General features: G+C 71.2%; 16 protein-coding genes. 6 read left to right on the forward strand and 10 right to left on the reverse strand.

Going from position 1 to position 16,873, the window contains the following annotated elements:
* Nucleotides 1-84: 84 nt before the first annotated feature.
* The 3 genes from ACLJQM_RS24580 (at nucleotide 85) to ACLJQM_RS24590 (ending at nucleotide 1,854) form a co-directional block, all read left to right on the forward strand.
* The gene (locus ACLJQM_RS24580; RefSeq protein ID WP_410632911.1) at nucleotides 85-342 is read left to right on the forward strand and encodes a hypothetical protein; all 258 of its coding nucleotides are present in this window, start codon (nucleotides 85-87) and stop codon (nucleotides 340-342) included.
* A gap of 73 nt (nucleotides 343-415) precedes the next feature.
* On the forward strand, nucleotides 416-1,216 hold the full coding sequence (locus tag ACLJQM_RS24585; RefSeq protein WP_410632912.1) for a LysM peptidoglycan-binding domain-containing protein: 801 nt from the start codon (nucleotides 416-418) through the stop codon (nucleotides 1,214-1,216).
* A gap of 74 nt (nucleotides 1,217-1,290) precedes the next feature.
* On the forward strand, nucleotides 1,291-1,854 hold the full coding sequence (locus ACLJQM_RS24590) for a hypothetical protein (RefSeq protein WP_360780263.1): 564 nt from the start codon (nucleotides 1,291-1,293) through the stop codon (nucleotides 1,852-1,854).
* Between the two features lie 22 nt (nucleotides 1,855-1,876).
* On the opposite strand, the gene ACLJQM_RS24595 is transcribed toward ACLJQM_RS24590, so the two are convergent.
* Entirely contained in the window at nucleotides 1,877-2,656 is a 780-nt protein-coding gene (locus ACLJQM_RS24595) for an enoyl-CoA hydratase/isomerase family protein (RefSeq protein ID WP_410632913.1), read from the reverse strand.
* A 73-nt stretch (nucleotides 2,657-2,729) separates the two neighbouring features.
* Here ACLJQM_RS24595 and ACLJQM_RS24600 point away from each other — a divergent pair, with 73 nt between their 5' ends.
* Nucleotides 2,730-3,581, forward strand: coding sequence for an alpha/beta fold hydrolase (locus ACLJQM_RS24600; protein WP_410632914.1), 852 nt, complete (start codon nucleotides 2,730-2,732; stop codon nucleotides 3,579-3,581).
* On the opposite strand, the gene ACLJQM_RS24605 is transcribed toward ACLJQM_RS24600, so the two are convergent.
* From ACLJQM_RS24605 to ACLJQM_RS24615, 3 genes are all read right to left on the reverse strand, one after another.
* Nucleotides 3,574-3,915 (reverse strand): hypothetical protein, encoded by a 342-nt coding sequence (locus tag ACLJQM_RS24605; protein WP_360780254.1) that lies wholly within the window; start codon nucleotides 3,913-3,915, stop codon nucleotides 3,574-3,576. The two genes, ACLJQM_RS24600 and ACLJQM_RS24605, sit on opposite strands and share 8 nt — an antisense overlap.
* The gene (locus tag ACLJQM_RS24610; protein WP_360780250.1) at nucleotides 3,915-5,573 is read right to left on the reverse strand and encodes a hypothetical protein; all 1,659 of its coding nucleotides are present in this window, start codon (nucleotides 5,571-5,573) and stop codon (nucleotides 3,915-3,917) included. The genes ACLJQM_RS24605 and ACLJQM_RS24610 overlap by 1 nt, the downstream gene beginning before the upstream one ends.
* A gap of 157 nt (nucleotides 5,574-5,730) precedes the next feature.
* The gene (locus ACLJQM_RS24615; protein WP_360780248.1) at nucleotides 5,731-6,168 is read right to left on the reverse strand and encodes a MarR family winged helix-turn-helix transcriptional regulator; all 438 of its coding nucleotides are present in this window, start codon (nucleotides 6,166-6,168) and stop codon (nucleotides 5,731-5,733) included.
* Nucleotides 6,169-6,219: 51 nt separating this feature from the next.
* On the opposite strand from ACLJQM_RS24615, the gene ACLJQM_RS24620 reads away from it, so the two are divergent.
* Both ACLJQM_RS24620 and ACLJQM_RS24625 read left to right on the forward strand, forming a co-directional pair.
* Nucleotides 6,220-7,488 (forward strand): amidohydrolase family protein, encoded by a 1,269-nt coding sequence (locus ACLJQM_RS24620; protein WP_410632915.1) that lies wholly within the window; start codon nucleotides 6,220-6,222, stop codon nucleotides 7,486-7,488.
* A gap of 44 nt (nucleotides 7,489-7,532) precedes the next feature.
* The gene (locus ACLJQM_RS24625) at nucleotides 7,533-8,567 is read left to right on the forward strand and encodes an IS481 family transposase (RefSeq protein ID WP_410632916.1); all 1,035 of its coding nucleotides are present in this window, start codon (nucleotides 7,533-7,535) and stop codon (nucleotides 8,565-8,567) included.
* 424 nt (nucleotides 8,568-8,991) lie between these two features.
* Here the strand turns inward: ACLJQM_RS24625 and ACLJQM_RS24630 are convergent, their stop codons facing one another.
* The 6 genes from ACLJQM_RS24630 to ruvB form a co-directional block, all read right to left on the reverse strand.
* Entirely contained in the window at nucleotides 8,992-11,346 is a 2,355-nt protein-coding gene (locus tag ACLJQM_RS24630; RefSeq protein WP_247023915.1) for a RelA/SpoT family protein, read from the reverse strand.
* Between the two features lie 174 nt (nucleotides 11,347-11,520).
* Nucleotides 11,521-12,039, reverse strand: coding sequence for an adenine phosphoribosyltransferase (locus tag ACLJQM_RS24635; protein ID WP_247023916.1), 519 nt, complete (start codon nucleotides 12,037-12,039; stop codon nucleotides 11,521-11,523).
* 1 nt (nucleotide 12,040) lies between these two features.
* Nucleotides 12,041-13,258 (reverse strand): protein translocase subunit SecF, encoded by a 1,218-nt coding sequence (gene secF / locus ACLJQM_RS24640; RefSeq protein WP_410632917.1) that lies wholly within the window; start codon nucleotides 13,256-13,258, stop codon nucleotides 12,041-12,043.
* A 1-nt stretch (nucleotide 13,259) separates the two neighbouring features.
* Nucleotides 13,260-15,059, reverse strand: coding sequence for a protein translocase subunit SecD (gene secD / locus ACLJQM_RS24645; protein WP_410632918.1), 1,800 nt, complete (start codon nucleotides 15,057-15,059; stop codon nucleotides 13,260-13,262).
* Between the two features lie 218 nt (nucleotides 15,060-15,277).
* Complete coding sequence (gene yajC, locus ACLJQM_RS24650) at nucleotides 15,278-15,682, reverse strand: preprotein translocase subunit YajC (protein WP_360784547.1); 405 nt, start codon at nucleotides 15,680-15,682, stop codon at nucleotides 15,278-15,280.
* A gap of 121 nt (nucleotides 15,683-15,803) precedes the next feature.
* Nucleotides 15,804-16,871 carry a Holliday junction branch migration DNA helicase RuvB gene (ruvB, locus tag ACLJQM_RS24655; RefSeq protein WP_247023920.1) on the reverse strand — a complete coding sequence of 356 codons (1,068 nt, stop codon included), beginning with the start codon at nucleotides 16,869-16,871 and terminating at the stop codon, nucleotides 15,804-15,806.
* Nucleotides 16,872-16,873: the final 2 nt, after the last annotated feature.

The following is a 16,873-nucleotide window of genomic DNA, read 5'->3' on the forward strand; positions in this document are numbered from 1 at the left end:
ATTCCTCCACGGCGACGCTGAGACAACCGCGGCTTCGCCGCGGGCCGGGGGCTCCGCCACCCGGAACCCCCGAAGGATGGTGTCGTGTGGCCGGAGGCCGCCGTGCTGCCCAGGATCACGATGCTGGTGCAGAAGGAAGCCCTGCGGCGCCTCGGCGTACCGCAGGAAACGCGTGAAGTCCGGCCGGCCGACCTCCGCGACTTCGACGCGATGTTCGTGACGAACTCCGAAACGCCCGGCCGCCCGGTCGCCGCCGTGGACGACCTCGTCCTGCCGCCCGCGGACCGGGCGGTGGCGTTGCTCGCGCGGGCCTACGAAACCGTTCCCTGGGACGAGATCTGAACCACGGCCGCACCGGCCCCGTGTAGGGGGCAACACCGGAACCCGCCGGGGTCGCCGGGGAGAGGTGCCGACCATGGCCGAAAACCGGGCTCCCGCGGTGCGCCGCGTCCTCGGGCGGGCCGGGCAAGCCGGTGCCGCCGGTGTCCTCTTCGCCGTGCTCGCCGGGGGTCCGGCCCTCGCGCAGGCCGCACCGGACCCGCCGTCGGTCAAGTACTACATCGTGCCGCACGCCGACAACCCGGACGACATCACGCTGTTCAGGATCGCCGAACGCGCGCTCGGCGACGGGAACCGCTTTCCCGAGATCTTCCGGCTGAACCAGGGCCGGCCGCGGCCGGACGGCTCGCCGTTCACCGACGCCACCCGGATCGAACCGGGCCAGGTGCTCCAGCTGCCCGAGGACGCCCAGGACCCGGCCGTCCGGTTCGGCCCGTTGCCGGCCGCCCCACCCGTGCCCGTTCCCGCGCCGGTGGCGGCCCCGGAGCCGTCCGGGGTCGGGGTCGGGCTGGCGTCGGCCGTCAGCGGTTCCGGCGGCCTGCTGACCGGCCTGATCGCCGGGCTCTGGTGGCGACGGCGCCCGCAGCTCGTGCCGCCCCCGCCGTTCGAACCGCCCGAGGCACCCGATCCGCTCGAACCCGAGACCGGCGACGACTGCAGTGGCTCGGTCAGCGGCACGCTGCCGATCCCGGTCGTGCCGGCGGTGCTGCGGCCGGAGCCGAGCACGGCCGAACACGCGATCATCGTGCTCGACACCGCCGACACGCAGGTGATCGCCGCGGTCCGGCCGGGTTCGCGGTTCCACTTCAAGCTGGGCGGCCCACCCGATTTCGCCGACGGCTCGACGGTGCTCGTCGTCGACGACGACGGGCGGTGACCGGCCCTGCGCTGAACGGCTCAACCGGCGCCGGAACCCTGGCCTCGGCCCGCCGGGGCCGCAATAGTCGAACGATGACCTCGGATCCGTTCGGGACCCTGCGCAAGGCGCTGTGGATCGGCGGCGCCCCGTGGACCGGGAAGTCCACGGTCGCGCGCCTGCTGGCCGACCGCCACGGGCTGACCACCTACCACCACGACCACCGCGCGCGCCCCGCCACCGCGCCGGGGGACGACGTCCCGGCCGGCGAGCAGCTGACCGCCGTGCTGGCGGAGTTCGAACAGCGGTTCCAGCGGGCGCTGGACGAGCTGCGCGCGTGGGAGTCCCCGCGCCCGATCGTCGCCGAGGGCTGGGGCCTGCACCCGGAACTGGTGGCCCCGCTGGTGGATTCGCCGCGCCGGATGGTGGTGCTGGTGCCGACCGAGCTGTTCCGCCAGCACCAGCTGCGCCACCGGCCGGACGAGCCCACCATCCCGGAGCAGCGCAGCCGCCTGACGCGCGACCGGATGCTGGCCGCGCAGGCGGTCCGCTCGGCGCGGGCGCGGGGCATCCGGGTCATCGAGATCGACGGCAGGCTCGACCCGGCCGGGGTCACCGACGTCGTCGCCGAGCACTTCCGCGAGTACCTGGACGCGTGACTTCTCTTGTGGCGACGGGACTTCAGCGGTAGGTGAAGCGCGGCGGGCGCCGCTCGAGGAACGCGGCGACGCCCTCCGCGTAGTCCTCGCCGTGCAGGGCTTCGGAGCGGATCTCCTCGACCTCCGCGTCCGGGGTCTCCTGGCCGGCGACGATCTTCTCGATGATCCGGTTCATCCCGCGGATCGACGCCTGCGAACGCGAGCACAGCGTCGCGGCGAACTCCGCCGTCGACGCTTCCAGCGATTCGGCCGGGAAGACGTCGTTGAGCAGGCCGATCTCGCGGGCACGGGCGGCGGTGATCAGCTCGCCGGACAGCAGGAAGTACTTGGCGTGCGCCGGGCCGACCAGCGACACCAGCTGGCGCGTGGAATCGAAGTGGTAGACGATGCCGAGCTTCGCCGGGGTGATGCCGAACCGGGAACCTTCGGCGGCGAAGCGGAAGTCGCAGGCGACCGAGACCTGGCAGCCGCCGCCGATGCAGTTACCCTGGACCATCGCCACCGACGGCTTGCGCATCGAGGTCAGCGCCGCCACCGCGCCCTCGACCGCCTTGTCATAGCTCGCCGCGCCTTCCGCCGTGGTGCGCAGCTCGCCGAACTCGCTGATGTCGGCGCCCGCGGAGAAGTGCTTGCCCGCGCCCGCGATCAGCAGCACCTTCAGCGCCGGGTCGGCCTCGACCTCGGCCACCACGTCCGGGATGGCCGACCACATGCCGTAGGTGATCGCGTTCATCTTCTCCGGCCGGGTCAGCGTGAGCCGGGCGACTTCGCCGTCGCGCGTCAGGTCGAATCCGTCGGTCATGCACCGCACCCTAACCGCTCGCCCTCAGCGAAACCTGCGGTGTGTGACGTGGTCGTGCCGCTAGCTTGGGGCCATGGCGATGATCGAGGTGGGCGGGACGACGTTCGGCTACGACGAAGCCGGTGAGGGGCCCGAGGTCGTGCTGCTGCACGCCGCGATCGGCGACCGCCGGATGTGGGACGCCCAGTTCACCGCGCTCGGCGCCACGCACCGGGTGATCCGCTACGACCGCCGCGGCTTCGGCGAAACCGCCGACGGCCCCGGCGAGTTCGCCCACTTCGAGGACCTGCTGGCCCTGCTCGATGCCCGGGGGATCGAGCAGGCCGCGCTCGTCGGGGCGTCCATGGGCGGGGCGTGCGCGCTGGACGCCGCCCTCGCCGCACCGGAGCGGATCACCCGGGTCGCCCTGCTCGGCTCCGGCCTCACCGGGCACCCGTGGCCGGACCACATGCAGGCGGACATCGCGCGCCTGACCGCCGAGATCCTCCCGGCCGACCGGCTCGCCCGCTACCACGCCCGCGAAGGCGACGTCGACCCGGCGGACGTCCGGGCGATGGCCGACGCCAACATCGACTACCTGGTCGCGGGTCCGGAGCGGGACGTGTCGGTGCTGCCGGCCGAAATGGTGGCGCTGGTGCGGGAAATGTGCGAGCAGGTCTACCGCCACGACTGGACGGCTCCACAGTGGACGGAGCGGATCCCGGACACCCGGCACCGGCTGGCCGAGATCACCACCCCGGCGCTGGTGGTGATCGGGACGTCCGACGCACCCGGCCTGGTCGAGCTTTCCGCGCACCTGGCGGAGTCGCTGCCGGACGCGAAACTCGTCGAGCTCGCCGACACCGGCCACCTGCCGTCGATGGAACGCCCCGACGAGGTCACCGCGCTGCTGCGGGAATTCCTTGGAGGACAGCCGCTCAGGTGAAGATCTTCTGCACCTGGTCGGAAATCTTGGCCACCAGCTCCGAGAACTGCACGAGCCCGCCCAGCAGGCCCTTGACCTTCTCCCACCGGCTGCGCACCACCGCGGGCTCCGCGGCTTCCCCGGCGCGCAGGTCGCTCGCCAGGTCGGCCAGCGTGTCCTCCACGACCTCCTGCTTGGCCAGCTCCTTGCCGCGCACCTCGGCCGTGAGGCGCTCGACGAGCTCCAGCAGCGACGAGACCGCGGCCTCTCCCCCGCCGCCGTCGATTCCGGTCTGGCTGATGTCGCCCGAGTTGTCGCCGCCGATGCTGACCTTGTTCGAAATGCGGTGTCCCATCAGACCTCCGTCCTGGCCGTCCGGCCGGGCTTGCCGGGCAGCAGCTGGCTGCCCGTCCCGGTCTGGGTGATCGGGGCGCGGTTGTCGCCCGCGATGGTGATGTCGTTGTTGATCACGACCGCCGCCTGCTCGTCGAACTTCGCCGTCGAGAACCCGGCGTCGCCGAGGAGTTTGCCGATGGCCGGCAGGAGCCGGCTTTCGATGATCTTTTCGTAGCGTTCGATGTCGACGAGCTGGAAGTAGTCGGTGAACCTGTTCACCGACCCCAGTTCGCGCAGCGTGCTCGCGGTGCCGTAGCGGTCCGGGTCGAGGACGCCGGGCTCGCGGCCGGGCTGCCGGATCCAGGACGCCACGTTCGCGACCCGGCCGGGCAGGGTCGCCGGCATCTCCAGCCACGCCAGCAGTCCCTGGCCGAACGGGCGCAGCGAGTCCGGCCGCATCTTGTCCACCGCCCGGTACTCGGCCTTGACCGGCGGCAGCATGAACGGCGTCCACTCGACGTACAGCGTCGTGTCGGCCACCGCGACGTGCAGGAACGTCGTCAGCACCAGCTCCCGGTCCCAGGTCTCGACCTGGAAGCAGAGGTAGTAGCGCGCCCATTCCTTCGGCTCGGTCCGGAGCTGCTCGACGTGCGCCTCGGGCAGCCGCGTGAGCGGCGGGTGCTCGACGTCCGGCAGGTACGCCGCGGCTTCCGGCTCGTCCAGGTGGTCGACGAGTTCCGCGGCCGGGGTGAACACCGCTTCGGTCACGGTCAGCCCGGCCAGCCGGCGGTCCGGCGACAGCGCGCTCGAGTTGCGGAGGTTCCCGATCGCCGCGCGGATCCCTGCGTACATCGCTTCGGTGGTCAGCTCCGGCCGGTTTTCCGGGGCGTCTTCGCCGTCTTCGACCCGCTCCAGCGGGATCGCCATGGACCAGGCCGCACGCCGGAACCCCGCGCCCACGAAGGGGTTGTAGCCGCGGTACACCACCAGGGGCGCGCCGGCCGAGCCCGCGAGCTCGTCGTCCCGCCGGTAGCGGCCGAGCTGTTCGCGGAAGTCTTCGGTGAACGCCCCGGTGAGCGTGCCGGTGTCGGGCGCCGGTGGGGCGAGGCGCCGGAAGCGGCTCGTCAGCAGGTTCCACAGCGACCACCGCTCGATCGTCACCACCACGAGCACCACCACGGCGAGCACGATGCCGACGACCAGCCGGGCGGTGCTGCCGCCCGAGGTCTCTTCGTAGTAGTCGTCGTACCGCGCGGCGTACCGGCTGCGGTCGTCCTCGAAGAGCGCGCTCCCGTAGGTCAGCGCCAGCCACACGACCACGATGGAAAGGCCGATCATGACGAGCGTCTTCGGGTTGAAGGTGCGCTGCGTGACGTAGGTGGTCTTGCCCGCCCGCGCGGCGACGAGCAGGACCGACAGCACGATCCAGCCGTACAGCACCAGGTTGTCCCACGACAGCGCGAGCACGACCGCCATGAGCAGCACCAGGATCAAGTCGTAGTTCTTGCGGCGCGCCCGGGCTCGCACGGCTTCGGTGAGCACGCGGCCGGCGTCGATCCCCGGCGTCGCCGGGACCGGCCGGGTGGGCTCGACGAGGAATTCCTTGATCGCCCGCGTGCTGTAGCCGGGGTCGAGGTAGGACGCCGCGCACAGGTACCGCGTGGTGTCGTCGGACATGCTGCCCCTCCCGGCACAACCGCACATTTCGGACCACCTGCAATTTGCCGACCGTAGCATGCGGGCGCGGTTTCCGGGGAGGGCATTTACACCGTGGTCGCGCGGTTCCGGGAATCGTCGAATGACAATTCCCGGACACGGTCCTGCGACAATTGCGCTAACCGCGTTCGGCGCGCTCGATCAGCTGCTCGGCCCACTCCCGGATGGCCGTGGCCTGCCCGGGGCTGAGCTGGTCGAGGACGAGCCGGCGGACGTTGCCGCCGTGCGCACGGGTGGCGCGTTCGGCCGTCCGGCGGCCTTCGGCGGTCAGCTCGACGCCGGTGCGGCGGCCGGTCGCGCCGTCCTCGATCCGTGCCACGAGCCCGCGGTTCTCCATGCGTGTCAACAGGTGCGAGACGCGGCTCTTCTCCCAGTCGAGTGCGTCGGCGAGCTCGCCGACGCGCATCGGGCGGCCCAGCGTCATCAGCACGCTGAACTCGGCCTTCGAGATGCCGCAGTCGCGCTGCAGCCCCTGGTCGAGTTCGCGGACGAGCACGCGCTGGGCCCGCATCCAGGTGTCCCAGAACGCCCAGTCCGCCGCACTCATGCCCGCCATGCCGTCAGTCTACGCTAGAGTTGACACGTCAACTCTTGGGGAAGGACACCGATGAAGACTCTGGTTCAGGGCGGCCTGGTGGTCAGCGTGGATCCCGCCGTGGGCACGCTCCCCCGCGGCGACGTGCTCGTCGAAGACGGCCGGATCGCCGCCGTCGCCCCGGCGATCGACGCGACCGGCGCCGAGGTCGTCGACGCCACGGGCAAGATCGTGCTGCCCGGCCTCGTGGACACCCACCGCCACACCTGGCAGACGGCGTTCCGCGGCCTCGGCGCCGACTGGACGTTCGACCAGTACCGCGTCGCCGTGCACGGCACGCTCAAGCCCCACTACCGGCCGGAGGACGTCTACCTGGGCAACCTCCTCGGCCGGCTCGAAGCACTCAGCTCCGGCGTGACGACCGTGCTCGACTGGTTCCACTGCGCCTTCCGGCCGGAGAACGCCGACGCCGCGATCCAGGCCCTGCGCGACGCGCCCGGCCATTCGATCTTCTGCTACGGCGCCGACGGGCCGGACATCGAGCCGGAGATCCGACGCGTCCGCGAGGTGCTGCCGGGCGAGGACATGGCACTGGGCCTGCGCGGGCCGGTGGTGTCCACAATGGACGATACTGCCGCGGATGTCACGCTGGCGCGGGAACTCGGGCTGCGGGTGAGCCTGCACGTCCACGGCACCGGCGGCTGGCCGCACGGCGACCGGCCGATCGACGGCATGCGCGAGCGGGGCCTGCTCGACGAACGCACGACCGTCGTCCACGGCAACGGGCTTTCCGACGACCAGCTGGCGATGCTGGCCGACGCGGGCTCCTCGGTGTCGATCAGCCCGGACGTCGAGCTGAAGATGGGCTTCGAGCCGCTGATCACCGGCCGGGCGCTGGCCGCCGGGCTCCGGCCGTCGCTGTCGATCGACGACTGCCCGTCCGCGGCCGGCGACCTGTTCGGCGCCATGCGCACGGCGTTGGCGGCCGAACGCGGGCGCATCACGACGAGGGACGTCCTCGGGTTCGCGACGCTGGACGGCGCCCGCGCCTGCGGGCGCGCGGACCGCGCCGGCAGCCTCACCGTCGGCAAGGCCGCCGACCTCGTCCTGCTCGACGCCGAGGACCTGTCGGTCTTCCCCGTCGCCGACCCGGTCGGCACGGTCGTCGCCGCCGGGCACCCCGGGCTGGTGGACAGCGTCTTCGTGGCCGGAAAAGCGGTCAAGCGCGACGGGAAGCTGCTCGGTGTCGACTTACCGGCTCTGCGCACCCGGCTGCGGGAATCGCGCGACCGGATCGCCGCGGCCGCCGGCATCGCCGTCGACGGGTCGTGGGTGCCCTAGGTGTCCTGTGCGGGGAGGTTGCGATCGTGGCGACACGTGATCGGATGATCTTGGCGTGGGGGAGGGCCTCCGGGTTCGGTGTGGATTGCGACATCTGCACCGGCTGCCTGGAGGCCCTCGTTACCCACGCTAACGCACCCCTGACCCCGACCGGCAGACTCCGCCTGGCCCACTGCGTCGTCGAGGACGGTTGGCCGCTGCGACGAGCTGCCGAACGCTTCCAGGTATCAGTCTCCACCGCCGCCCGATGGGCCAACCGCTACCGCACCCTCGGCACCGCCGGCATGGCCGACCGGTCCAGCCGACCACGCCTCAGCCCGAACCGCACACCGTCCCGGACCGAGCGGCGGGTCATCAAGGTCCGGGTACTGCGGCGCTGGAAACCGGCCCGCATCGCCTACCTGCTCAGGCTCAATCCCTCGACAGTGCACCGGATCCTGACCCGCTACCGGATGGCCCGGCTCACTCACCTGGATCGGGCCACCGCCGCCCCGATCCGCCGCTGTGAACACCCCGCCCCCGGTGACCTGGTGCACGTCGACATCAAGAAACTGGGCAACATCCCCGACGGCGGCGGCCACAAAGTCCTCGGCCGGGCCGCCGGGCGCCGCAACAGCGATCACCGTGGCCACGGCTACGCCTACCTGCACAACGCCGTGGACGACCACTCCCGCCTGGCCTACACCGAAATCCTGGCCGATGAGACCCGGGAAACCGCGGTCGGGTTCTGGATCCGGGCCCGGGCGTTCTTCACCAGCTACGGCATGACCGTCCGGCGGCTGCTGACCGACAACGGCTCCTGCTACCGCTCACACCTATGGCGTGACACGCTGCGCGAGGCGGGCATCACCCCGAAACGCACCCGGCCTTACCGACCGCAGACCAATGGCAAGGTGGAACGCTTCAACCGCACCCTGCTCGAGGAGTGGGCCTACGCCCAGCCCTACCGCACCGACACCCAACGCCGCCTCGCCCTGCCACACTGGCTGCACACCTACAACCACCACCGCGGCCACACCGCACTCGGCGGCAAACCACCCGCCAGCCGCGTCCCCAACCTCTCCGGGCAGTACACCTAGGTCTTTTGTGCGGGGAGGCTGTGCCTGGCCCGCTGCATCGTCAAGGACGGGTGACCACTGCGGCGGGCCGCGGAACGGTTCCAGGTGTCGGTCTCCACCGTCGCCCGAGGGGCCGGCCGCTGTGATCAAGCCCGGGTGCTGCGGGCGCCGGGGACTGGCCCGCACCGGCTACCTGCTCGCCCCTGAACCCCTTGCCGGTGCACCGGATCCTGCCCCGCTGCCGACGATGCCGCCGGCCGCCGCAACGGTCGCGCTCGCGGGCGTGGCTACGCCTGCCTGCACAACGCCGTGGACGACCACTCCCCTGGCCTGCACCGAGATCCTGGCTGGTGAGACCCGGGAGACCGCGGTCGCGTTCTGGGGCCGCCCAGGCGTTTCACCAGCTACGGCGTTCACGCGCTTCCGAGCTCATGGGTCAGTACGCCTAGGAAGCCGACGTCACGCGGTAGACGTCGTAGACGCCCTCCACGCCGCGGACCACCTTGAGGACGTGGCCGAGGTGCTTAGGGTCGCCCATCTCGAACGAGAAGCGGCTGACCGCGACCCGGTCGCGGGACGTCGTCACCGACGCCGACAGGATGTTGACCTTCTCGTCGGCCAGCACCTTGGTGACGTCCGAGAGGAGCCGGTGGCGGTCGAGCGCCTCGACCTGGATGGCCACCAGGAACACCGACGAAGCCGACGGCGCCCACTCGACCTCGACCAGCCGCTCGGGCTGGGACTGCAGGTCGCCGGCGTTCGTGCAGTCCGTGCGGTGCACCGAAACGCCGCCGCCGCGGGTCACGAACCCGAGGATCTCGTCGCCCGGCACCGGGGTGCAGCAGCGCGCGAGCTTCGCCCAGACGTCGCTGGCGCCCTTGACCACGACGCCGACGTCGTTGGAGCCGCGGCGGCGGGTGACCGTCGACGGCGTCGCGCGCTCGGCGAGTTCCTCCTCCGCCGCGTCGACCCCGCCGATGAGGGCGACCAGCCGCTGCACGACGTGCTTCGCGCTGGTGTGGCCCTCCCCGACCGCCGCGTACAGCGACGAGATGTCGGCGTGGCGCAGTTCGGTGGCGACCGCGCCCATCGACTCCGCGGAGACCAGCCGCTGGATCGGCAGGCCGACCTTGCGGATCTCCTTGGTGATGGCTTCCTTGCCGCCTTCGATCGCCTCGTCGCGGCGTTCCTTGGCGAACCACTGCCGGATCTTCGCGCGGGCCTTCGGCGAGCCGGCGAACTGCAGCCAGTCGCGCGACGGCCCGGCGTTCTCCGCCTTCGACGTGAAGATCTCGACGACTTCGCCGTTTTCCAGCTTGCGTTCCAGCGCCACCAGGCGGCCGTTGACGCGGGCGCCGATGCAGCGGTGCCCGACCTCGGTGTGCACGGCGTAGGCGAAGTCGACCGGCGTCGACTCCACCGGCAGCGTGATGACGTCGCCCTTCGGCGTGAACACGAAGATCTCGCGCGAGGCGAGCTCGTAGCGCAGCGACTCGAGGAAGTCGCCCGGGTCCGCCGCTTCCCGCTGCCAGTCGAGGAGCTGGCGCATCCACGCCATCTCGTCGACGTCCACGGCGTTGCCGTTGTGGGTGCCCTTGGTTTCCTTGTACCGCCAGTGCGCGGCGATGCCGTACTCGGCGGTGCGGTGCATCTCGTAGGTGCGGATCTGCACCTCGAGGGGCTTGCCGTCGGGGCCGATCACCGTCGTGTGCAGCGACTGGTAGACGCCGAAGCGCGGCTGCGCGATGTAGTCCTTGAAGCGGCCGGGCACCGGCTGCCACAGCGCGTGCACGACGCCCATCGCCGCGTAGCAGTCGCGGACGTCCTCGACCAGGATCCGGACGCCGACCAGGTCGTGGATGTCGTCCAGGTCGCGGCCGCGGACGATCATCTTCTGGTGGATCGAGTAGTAGTGCTTCGGCCGGCCCTCGACCTTCGCGGTGATCCGCGACGACACGAGGTTGCTGGTCAGGTCGGTGATGACCGAGCGCAGGTAGATGTCGCGCGAGGGCGCGCGGTCGGCGACCAGGCGCACGATCTCGTCGTACTTCTTCGGTTGCAGGATCGCGAACGCGAGGTCTTCGAGCTCCCACTTGACCGTGGCCATGCCGAGCCGGTGCGCGAGCGGGGCGAGGACCTCGAGCGTCTCGCGGGCCTTGCGGGCCTGCTTCTCCGGCGGCAGGAAGCGCATCGTGCGCATGTTGTGCAGCCGGTCCGCGAGCTTGATGACCAGGACGCGGGGGTCCTTGGCCATCGCGATGACCATCTTGCGGATGGTCTCGGCCTCGGCGGAGGTGCCGAGCTTGACCTTGTCCAGCTTCGTGACGCCGTCGACGAGCTCGGCGACCTTCTCGCCGAAGTCGGCCTTCAGGCTCTCGACGGCGTAGCCGGTGTCCTCGACCGTGTCGTGCAGCAGCGCCGCGACCAGGGTCGTGGTGTCCATGCCCAGCTCGGCGAGGATGGTCGCAACGGCGAGCGGGTGGGTGATGTAGGGGTCGCCGGACTTGCGCCGCTGGTTCCGGTGCAGTTCTTCGGCGACGTCGTAGGCGCGCTGCAGCAGCCCGAGGTCGCCGTTGGGGTGCAGCTCGCGGTGGATGACGGCGAGGGGCTCGAGGACCTGCTTGACCGGGGCGGCGCGCTGCGCGGTGATCCGGCGGGCGAGGCGTGCCCGGACGCGGCGGGTCGCGGACGGGTTCGGCGCCGCGCCGTTCGGCTTCGGCGGCGCGGGCTGTGCCGCCGCCTGCCCGTTTTGCTGGGCGTCCTGGTGCGCGGGCACCGCGGCGTCGAGCTCCTGGCTCACCCGCACCTCCTGCTGCTCGTGCGGCCTTCGGACCACCAGGGTAGCCGCTGCGCCTCGCAGCCCTGTCGGGTGCGCCCGTTCAGGGGGATCCCACGGCTCCGAACAGCGGTTTCGTGCTCCACCGGTCGTGAGTGTTCGGGGCGGTTAGAACCGCCCCGAACACTCACGACGGGGTCAGCAGGTCTGCAGCGCGTGCACCTTCCGGCCGCCGAGGACCTCGCGGCCGCCCAGCGCGCCCAGCTCCAGGATCACCGAGACGCTGTCGACGACCGCGCCGGCGTCTTCCAGGAGCTTGCCGGTCGCGGCCACCGTGCCGCCGGTGGCCAGGACGTCGTCCAGGACGGCGATCCGCTGCCCCGGCCGGACCACACCGGCCGGGAGCTCGACCGTCGCCGTGCCGTACTCCAGCGCGTAGTCGACCCGGCCCGCCACCTGCGGGAGCTTGCCGGGTTTGCGGATCAGGACCACGCCGAGGCCGCGGGCGTACCCGACGGCCGCGGCGAGGAGGAACCCGCGGGCTTCCACACCCGCGAGCGCCTCCACACCCGGTTCGAGCGTGTCCGCCAGCGCGTCGGTGACCGCTTTGAACGCGCCCGCGTCCGCGAAGAGCGGGCTCAGGTCGCGGAACAGCACGCCGGGCTCGGGGAAGTCCGGCACCTCGGCGATCAGGCCGAGTGCCTCGTCGAGCTCCACGTCAGCGCTTCCGCTTGCCCGCCGGGCGCTGCTTCTGGATCCGGGCGGGCACGCTGGCCGCGGCCGCGTACGCCTTCTCCTTGCGCAGTTCCTTCGCGAGGGCGTCGTCGTCGGTGGCGTCGAAGTCCTCCTCGCCCGCCGCCTTGCGCGCCTGGCTGACGCGGCGCTGGCGGACGCGCTCGGCCTGCTGCTGGTACTTCGGGTCGCGCATCTTGAAGTCGACCAGCAGCGGGGTGGCCAGCGCGACCGAGGACAGCACGCCGACCAGGGTGCCGGTCAGCTGCACCAGCGCCAGGTCCTGCAGCGTGCCCGAGCCGAGCAGGATGTACCCGACGATCAGCAGGCCGAGGATCGGCAGCAGCGCGATGAACGCCGTGTTGAACGACCGCATCAGGGTCTGGTTCAGCGCCAGGTTCGCGGCCTCGCCGTACGTCCGGCGGGTCAACCCGAGCAGGCCGCGCGTGTTCTCGCGGACCTTGTCGAACACCACCACCGTGTCGTAGAGCGAGAACCCGAGGATCGTCAGCAGGCCGATGACCGTCGCCGGGGTGACCTCGAAGCCGACCAGCGAGTACACGCCGGCCGTGACCAGGATGTCGTGCAGCAGCGAGATGAGCGCCGCCGCGGCCATCCGCGGGTCGAAGTAGATCGCCAGGAAGATGACGACCGCGACGAGGAACACGATGAGCGCGATCAGCGCCTTCTGCGAGATCTCGCCGCCCCACGACGCGCTCACCGCGCTGTCGCTGATGGCCTGGACGCTCGGCTGGCCGTTCGTGCCCTTCGGGCCCAAGTCCTGGAACAGGCCCTGCTTGACCTTCGCGACGTCGGCCGCGTCCAGCGCGTCGGTGCGGATCTGGATGGTCGACGCGGCGCCCGAGCCGACCTTCTGCGTCTCCGAGGCCGGACGGCCCAGCGCTTTCTGGAACGAGTCCTTGGCCTGCTCTTCGCTGATCACGCCGTGGATGCCGTTGGCCGGCATCTGGATCTGCGTGCCGCCCTCGAACTCGATGCCGATGTTGAAGCCGCGGAAGACCATCGACGCGAGGCAGATCAGCACCAGCGCGGCGAAGAACATGTACCAGCGCTTGCGCTTGCCGACGACGTCGAACGCGCCGGTGCCGACGTACAGCCGGTGGAAGACGCTTTCCTTCTTGCCGGGCTTGACCGCCGCCTTGGCGTTGCCCTCGGCGTCCGTGCCCACTTCTTCGACCCCCACGTCAGGCCTCCTTCACGTTCGCGCGGCCGACCGAGGTCGACTTCTTCCGCTGCGAACCCAGTTGCTGCACGGCGCCGAGGCCCAGGTGCCTCGGATTGGACAGGAACGCGTTCTTGGACGTGGAGACCATGGCCACCAGCGGGTGCGTCACCAGGTACACGACGACGAGGTCGAGCACCGTGGACATGCCGAGGGTGAACGCGAAGCCCTGCACGTCGCCGACCGCGATGACGTACAGGATGGCCGCGGCCAGGAAGCTCACGCCGTCCGAGGCCAGGATGGTGCGCCGGGCGCGGACCCAGCCGCGCGGCACCGCGGACCGGAACGTCCGGCCCTCCCGGATTTCGTCCTTGAGCCGTTCGAAGTAGATGACGAACGAGTCCGCCGTGATCCCGATGGCGATGATCAGACCGGCGATGCCCGCGAGGTCCAGCGTGTAGCCGATCCAGCGGCCGAGCAGCACCAGCACCGCGAACACCAGCGCGCCGGACAGGGCCAGCGACAGGATGGTGAGCACGCCGAGCAGGCGGTAGTAGAACAGGCAGTAGACGAACACGACCAGCAGGCCGATGCCGCCGGCGATCAGGCCGGCCTGCAGCGAGGCCAGGCCGAGGGTCGCCGACACCGTGGTCGCGTCCGAAGAGGCGAACGACAGCGGCAGCGAGCCGTACTTCAGGATGTCCGAGAGGTCTTTCGCCTCGGTCTGCGTGAACTTGCCGGTGATCTGGGTGTTGCCGTCGAGGATCGCGGCCTGGATGGCCGGTGCCGAGACGACCTGTGTGTCGAGGACGAACGCGGCCTGGGCCTGCTGGCTGACGTTCTTCGACGTGAAGTCCGCCCAGATCTTGGTGCCCTCGGCCTTGAAGCTGAGGTTCACGGCCCACTGGCCGCGCTGCTGGTCGTAGCCCGAGGTCGCGTCGGCGATCTCGGTGCCCGGCAGGAACTCCGGCTCCAGCAGGTACTTGTACGTGTCGTGGTCACCGCAGGCGACCAGCGGCAGCTTCGGGTCGTCGTTGCCCTCGAGGGGGTCCTTGGCGTTCGGCGAGCAGGTCAGCGACGCCATCGCCTTCGCGACGAGCTCCTGGTTGGCCTGGCCGTCGGCCCCGATCAGCTTCGGGTCCTGGCGCACCGCCTTCGCGGCCTGGATCTCCTTCGCCGTCTCGGCGTCAACCGAGCCGTCCGAAGGGGCCGGGGCCTGACTCGACGGCGGCGGCGTGGTGCTGCTCGGCGGGGCCGGCGTGGTGCTCTGCTGCTGCGCGGGCGCGGCGGCGGCACCGCCACCACCGGCGGCCGGGCTGGACGGGGGTGCGCTCGACGTCGCGGCCGGCGCGGAGCTGCTCGGCGCGCCGGGCTTCGGGGTGCCCGAGGTCGGCGTGCCGGTGGCCGGCGGCGGGTTGGTGGGCTGCGGCGGCACGACCGGCTGGGTCGCGTTCGCGACGACCTTCCGGAAGCCCAGCTTCGCGGTCTTGCCCAGGTTCTTCGCCTGGTCACCCTGCTCGCCGGGGACGGTGATGACGACGTTGTTGCCGTCGAGGAGGACCTCGGTGCCGCCGACGCCGATCCCGTTGACGCGCCGTTCGATGATCTGGCGCGCCTGGTTCAGGGACTCCCGCGTCGGCTGGCCGCCGTCGGGGGTGCGGGCGGTGAGCGTGACCCGGGTGCCGCCCTGCAGGTCGATGCCCAGCTTCGGGGTCGGCTTGTGGTTGCCGGTGAGGAACACCAGCGCGTACAGCACGATCACGATCAGGGCGAACAGGGCGAGATAGCGTCCCGGGCGGAGATGCCCGGCTGAAGCTGCCACGGTGCTTCGGTCTCCTCGGACGGGGTGGACCCCAACGTTGCGGTGCCCGCCCGGAGGGTTACCGGGAGGGACTGTGTGCGATTCACTCCCGGGCGCGGGTATGACGGCGGACACGCACGCAGCACCGAGACACTACTCGGTGCTGCGTGAGCCCGGCGTTGCAGGCCACACCGACTTTCGTCGGGATTTTCGCCGCGTGCCCGGGAGCGAGCGCGGGGTTACTTCTTGCCGTGCTCCAGCGGCGGCGCCACCTGCGCGGTGGTCTGCGGCTCTTCGGTCTTGACGTCGGCGTCGGACTCGATGATCGACTCCTCGGCGGGGGCCGAGGCCTCGTCGGTGGTGTCCTCGTCGGTCTCGACGACCGGCTCGACCTTCTCGCGGACCGCGAGCCGCAGCCAGGTGGTGACGACGCCGGGCGCGATCTCGATGTCGATCGTGGTGTCACCGGACGTGTCCGCGACGGTGCCGTAGAGACCCGAAGTGGTCATCACGCGGTCACCGGGCGCCAGGCTGTTCTGCAGATCCTGCTGCGCGGCCTGCTGCTTCTTCTGCTTGCGCGTGCTCATGACCAGCGGCACCGCGAGGACGAGCACGAGCAGCAGGGGCAGCAATAGCTGTTGCATGTTTCTCCGTTCGACGGACTCTCGGGCCCAGCCGAAATGTCCGGTTTTTGGGTATGTGCTCCTGTCAAGTGTGCCAGGTACCAGCGCGGACGCCAGCACCCACCCGCCGGTTCCGCACCGCTCAGTCCTGCTCGAACGACGAGAGCCCGCCCGGGTCGGGGCGCCCCGGGTGGTCGGCGGGCGGCACCATGCCGAGGTGCTCCCAGGCAGCCGCCGTGGCGACCCGGCCCCGCGGGGTGCGGGCGAGCATACCGGCGCGCACGAGGTAGGGCTCACACACCTCTTCCACGGTCGTCGCCTCCTCCCCCACGGCCACCGCCAGCGTCGAAATACCCACCGGTCCGCCACCGAACGACCTGGTCAGCGCGGTGAGGACGGCGCGGTCGAGCCGGTCGAGGCCCAGCTCGTCGACGTCGTAGACGGCCAGCGCGGCGCGGGCGATCTCGACGGTCACCTTGCCGTCCGCGCGGACCTCGGCGTAGTCGCGGACGCGCCGCAGCAGCCGGTTCGCGATCCGGGGCGTGCCCCGCGAGCGCCCGGCGATCTCCTGGCAGCCGTCGCGGTCGATCGGGATGTCGAGGATCGTCGCCGCCCGGCGGACGACCAGCTCCAGCTCGGTGTCGGTGTAGAACTCCATCTGGCCGGTGAAGCCGAACCGGTCGCGCAGCGGCCCGGTCAGCGACCCCGACCGCGTGGTCGCCCCGACCAGCGTGAACGGCGCGATCTCCAGCGGGATGCTGGTGGCGCCCGGCCCCTTGCCCACGACGACGTCGACCCGGAAGTCCTCCATCGCCAGGTAGAGCATTTCCTCGGCCGGGCGGGCGATCCGGTGGATCTCGTCGATGAACAAGACGTCGCCGGGCGCGAGGTTGGACAGCATCGCGGCGAGGTCGCCGGCGCGTTCGAGCGCCGGGCCCGAGGTGATCCGGATGGCCGCGCCCAGCTCGGCGGCGACGATCATCGCCATCGACGTCTTGCCCAGCCCGGGCGGGCCGGACAGCAGGACGTGGTCGGGCGGCACGCCGCGGCGGCGCGCGCTCTCCAGCACCAGCTCCAGCTGTTCGCGCACGCGCGGCTGGCCGACGAACTCGTCGAGCTTGCGCGGCCGCAGCGTGCCCTCGACGGTCTCCTCGCCGGTCTGGGCCCACGCCGAGAGGGCTTCGTCTTCCTCCACGGCTTCATACTCCACGG

It is taken from the genome of Amycolatopsis sp. cmx-4-83, assembly GCF_046548815.1.
Classification (GTDB): Bacteria; Actinomycetota; Actinomycetes; order Mycobacteriales; family Pseudonocardiaceae; genus Amycolatopsis; species Amycolatopsis pretoriensis_A.

Bases quoted from the DNA above. Each gene is read 5' to 3' on its own strand.
- ACLJQM_RS24585 (WP_410632912.1), top strand. From the start codon at position 416: ATGGCCGAAAACCGGGCTCCCGCGGTGCGCCGCGTCCTCGGGCGGGCC.
- ACLJQM_RS24590 (WP_360780263.1), top strand. From the start codon at position 1,291: ATGACCTCGGATCCGTTCGGGACCCTGCGCAAGGCGCTGTGGATCGGC.
- ACLJQM_RS24595 (WP_410632913.1), bottom strand. From the start codon at position 2,656: ATGACCGACGGATTCGACCTGACGCGCGACGGCGAAGTCGCCCGGCTC.
- ACLJQM_RS24600 (WP_410632914.1), top strand. From the start codon at position 2,730: ATGGCGATGATCGAGGTGGGCGGGACGACGTTCGGCTACGACGAAGCC.
- ACLJQM_RS24605 (WP_360780254.1), bottom strand. From the start codon at position 3,915: ATGGGACACCGCATTTCGAACAAGGTCAGCATCGGCGGCGACAACTCG.
- ACLJQM_RS24610 (WP_360780250.1), bottom strand. From the start codon at position 5,573: ATGTCCGACGACACCACGCGGTACCTGTGCGCGGCGTCCTACCTCGAC.
- ACLJQM_RS24615 (WP_360780248.1), bottom strand. From the start codon at position 6,168: ATGGCGGGCATGAGTGCGGCGGACTGGGCGTTCTGGGACACCTGGATG.
- ACLJQM_RS24620 (WP_410632915.1), top strand. From the start codon at position 6,220: ATGAAGACTCTGGTTCAGGGCGGCCTGGTGGTCAGCGTGGATCCCGCC.
- ACLJQM_RS24625 (WP_410632916.1), top strand. From the start codon at position 7,533: ATGATCTTGGCGTGGGGGAGGGCCTCCGGGTTCGGTGTGGATTGCGAC.
- yajC (WP_360784547.1), bottom strand. From the start codon at position 15,682: ATGCAACAGCTATTGCTGCCCCTGCTGCTCGTGCTCGTCCTCGCGGTG.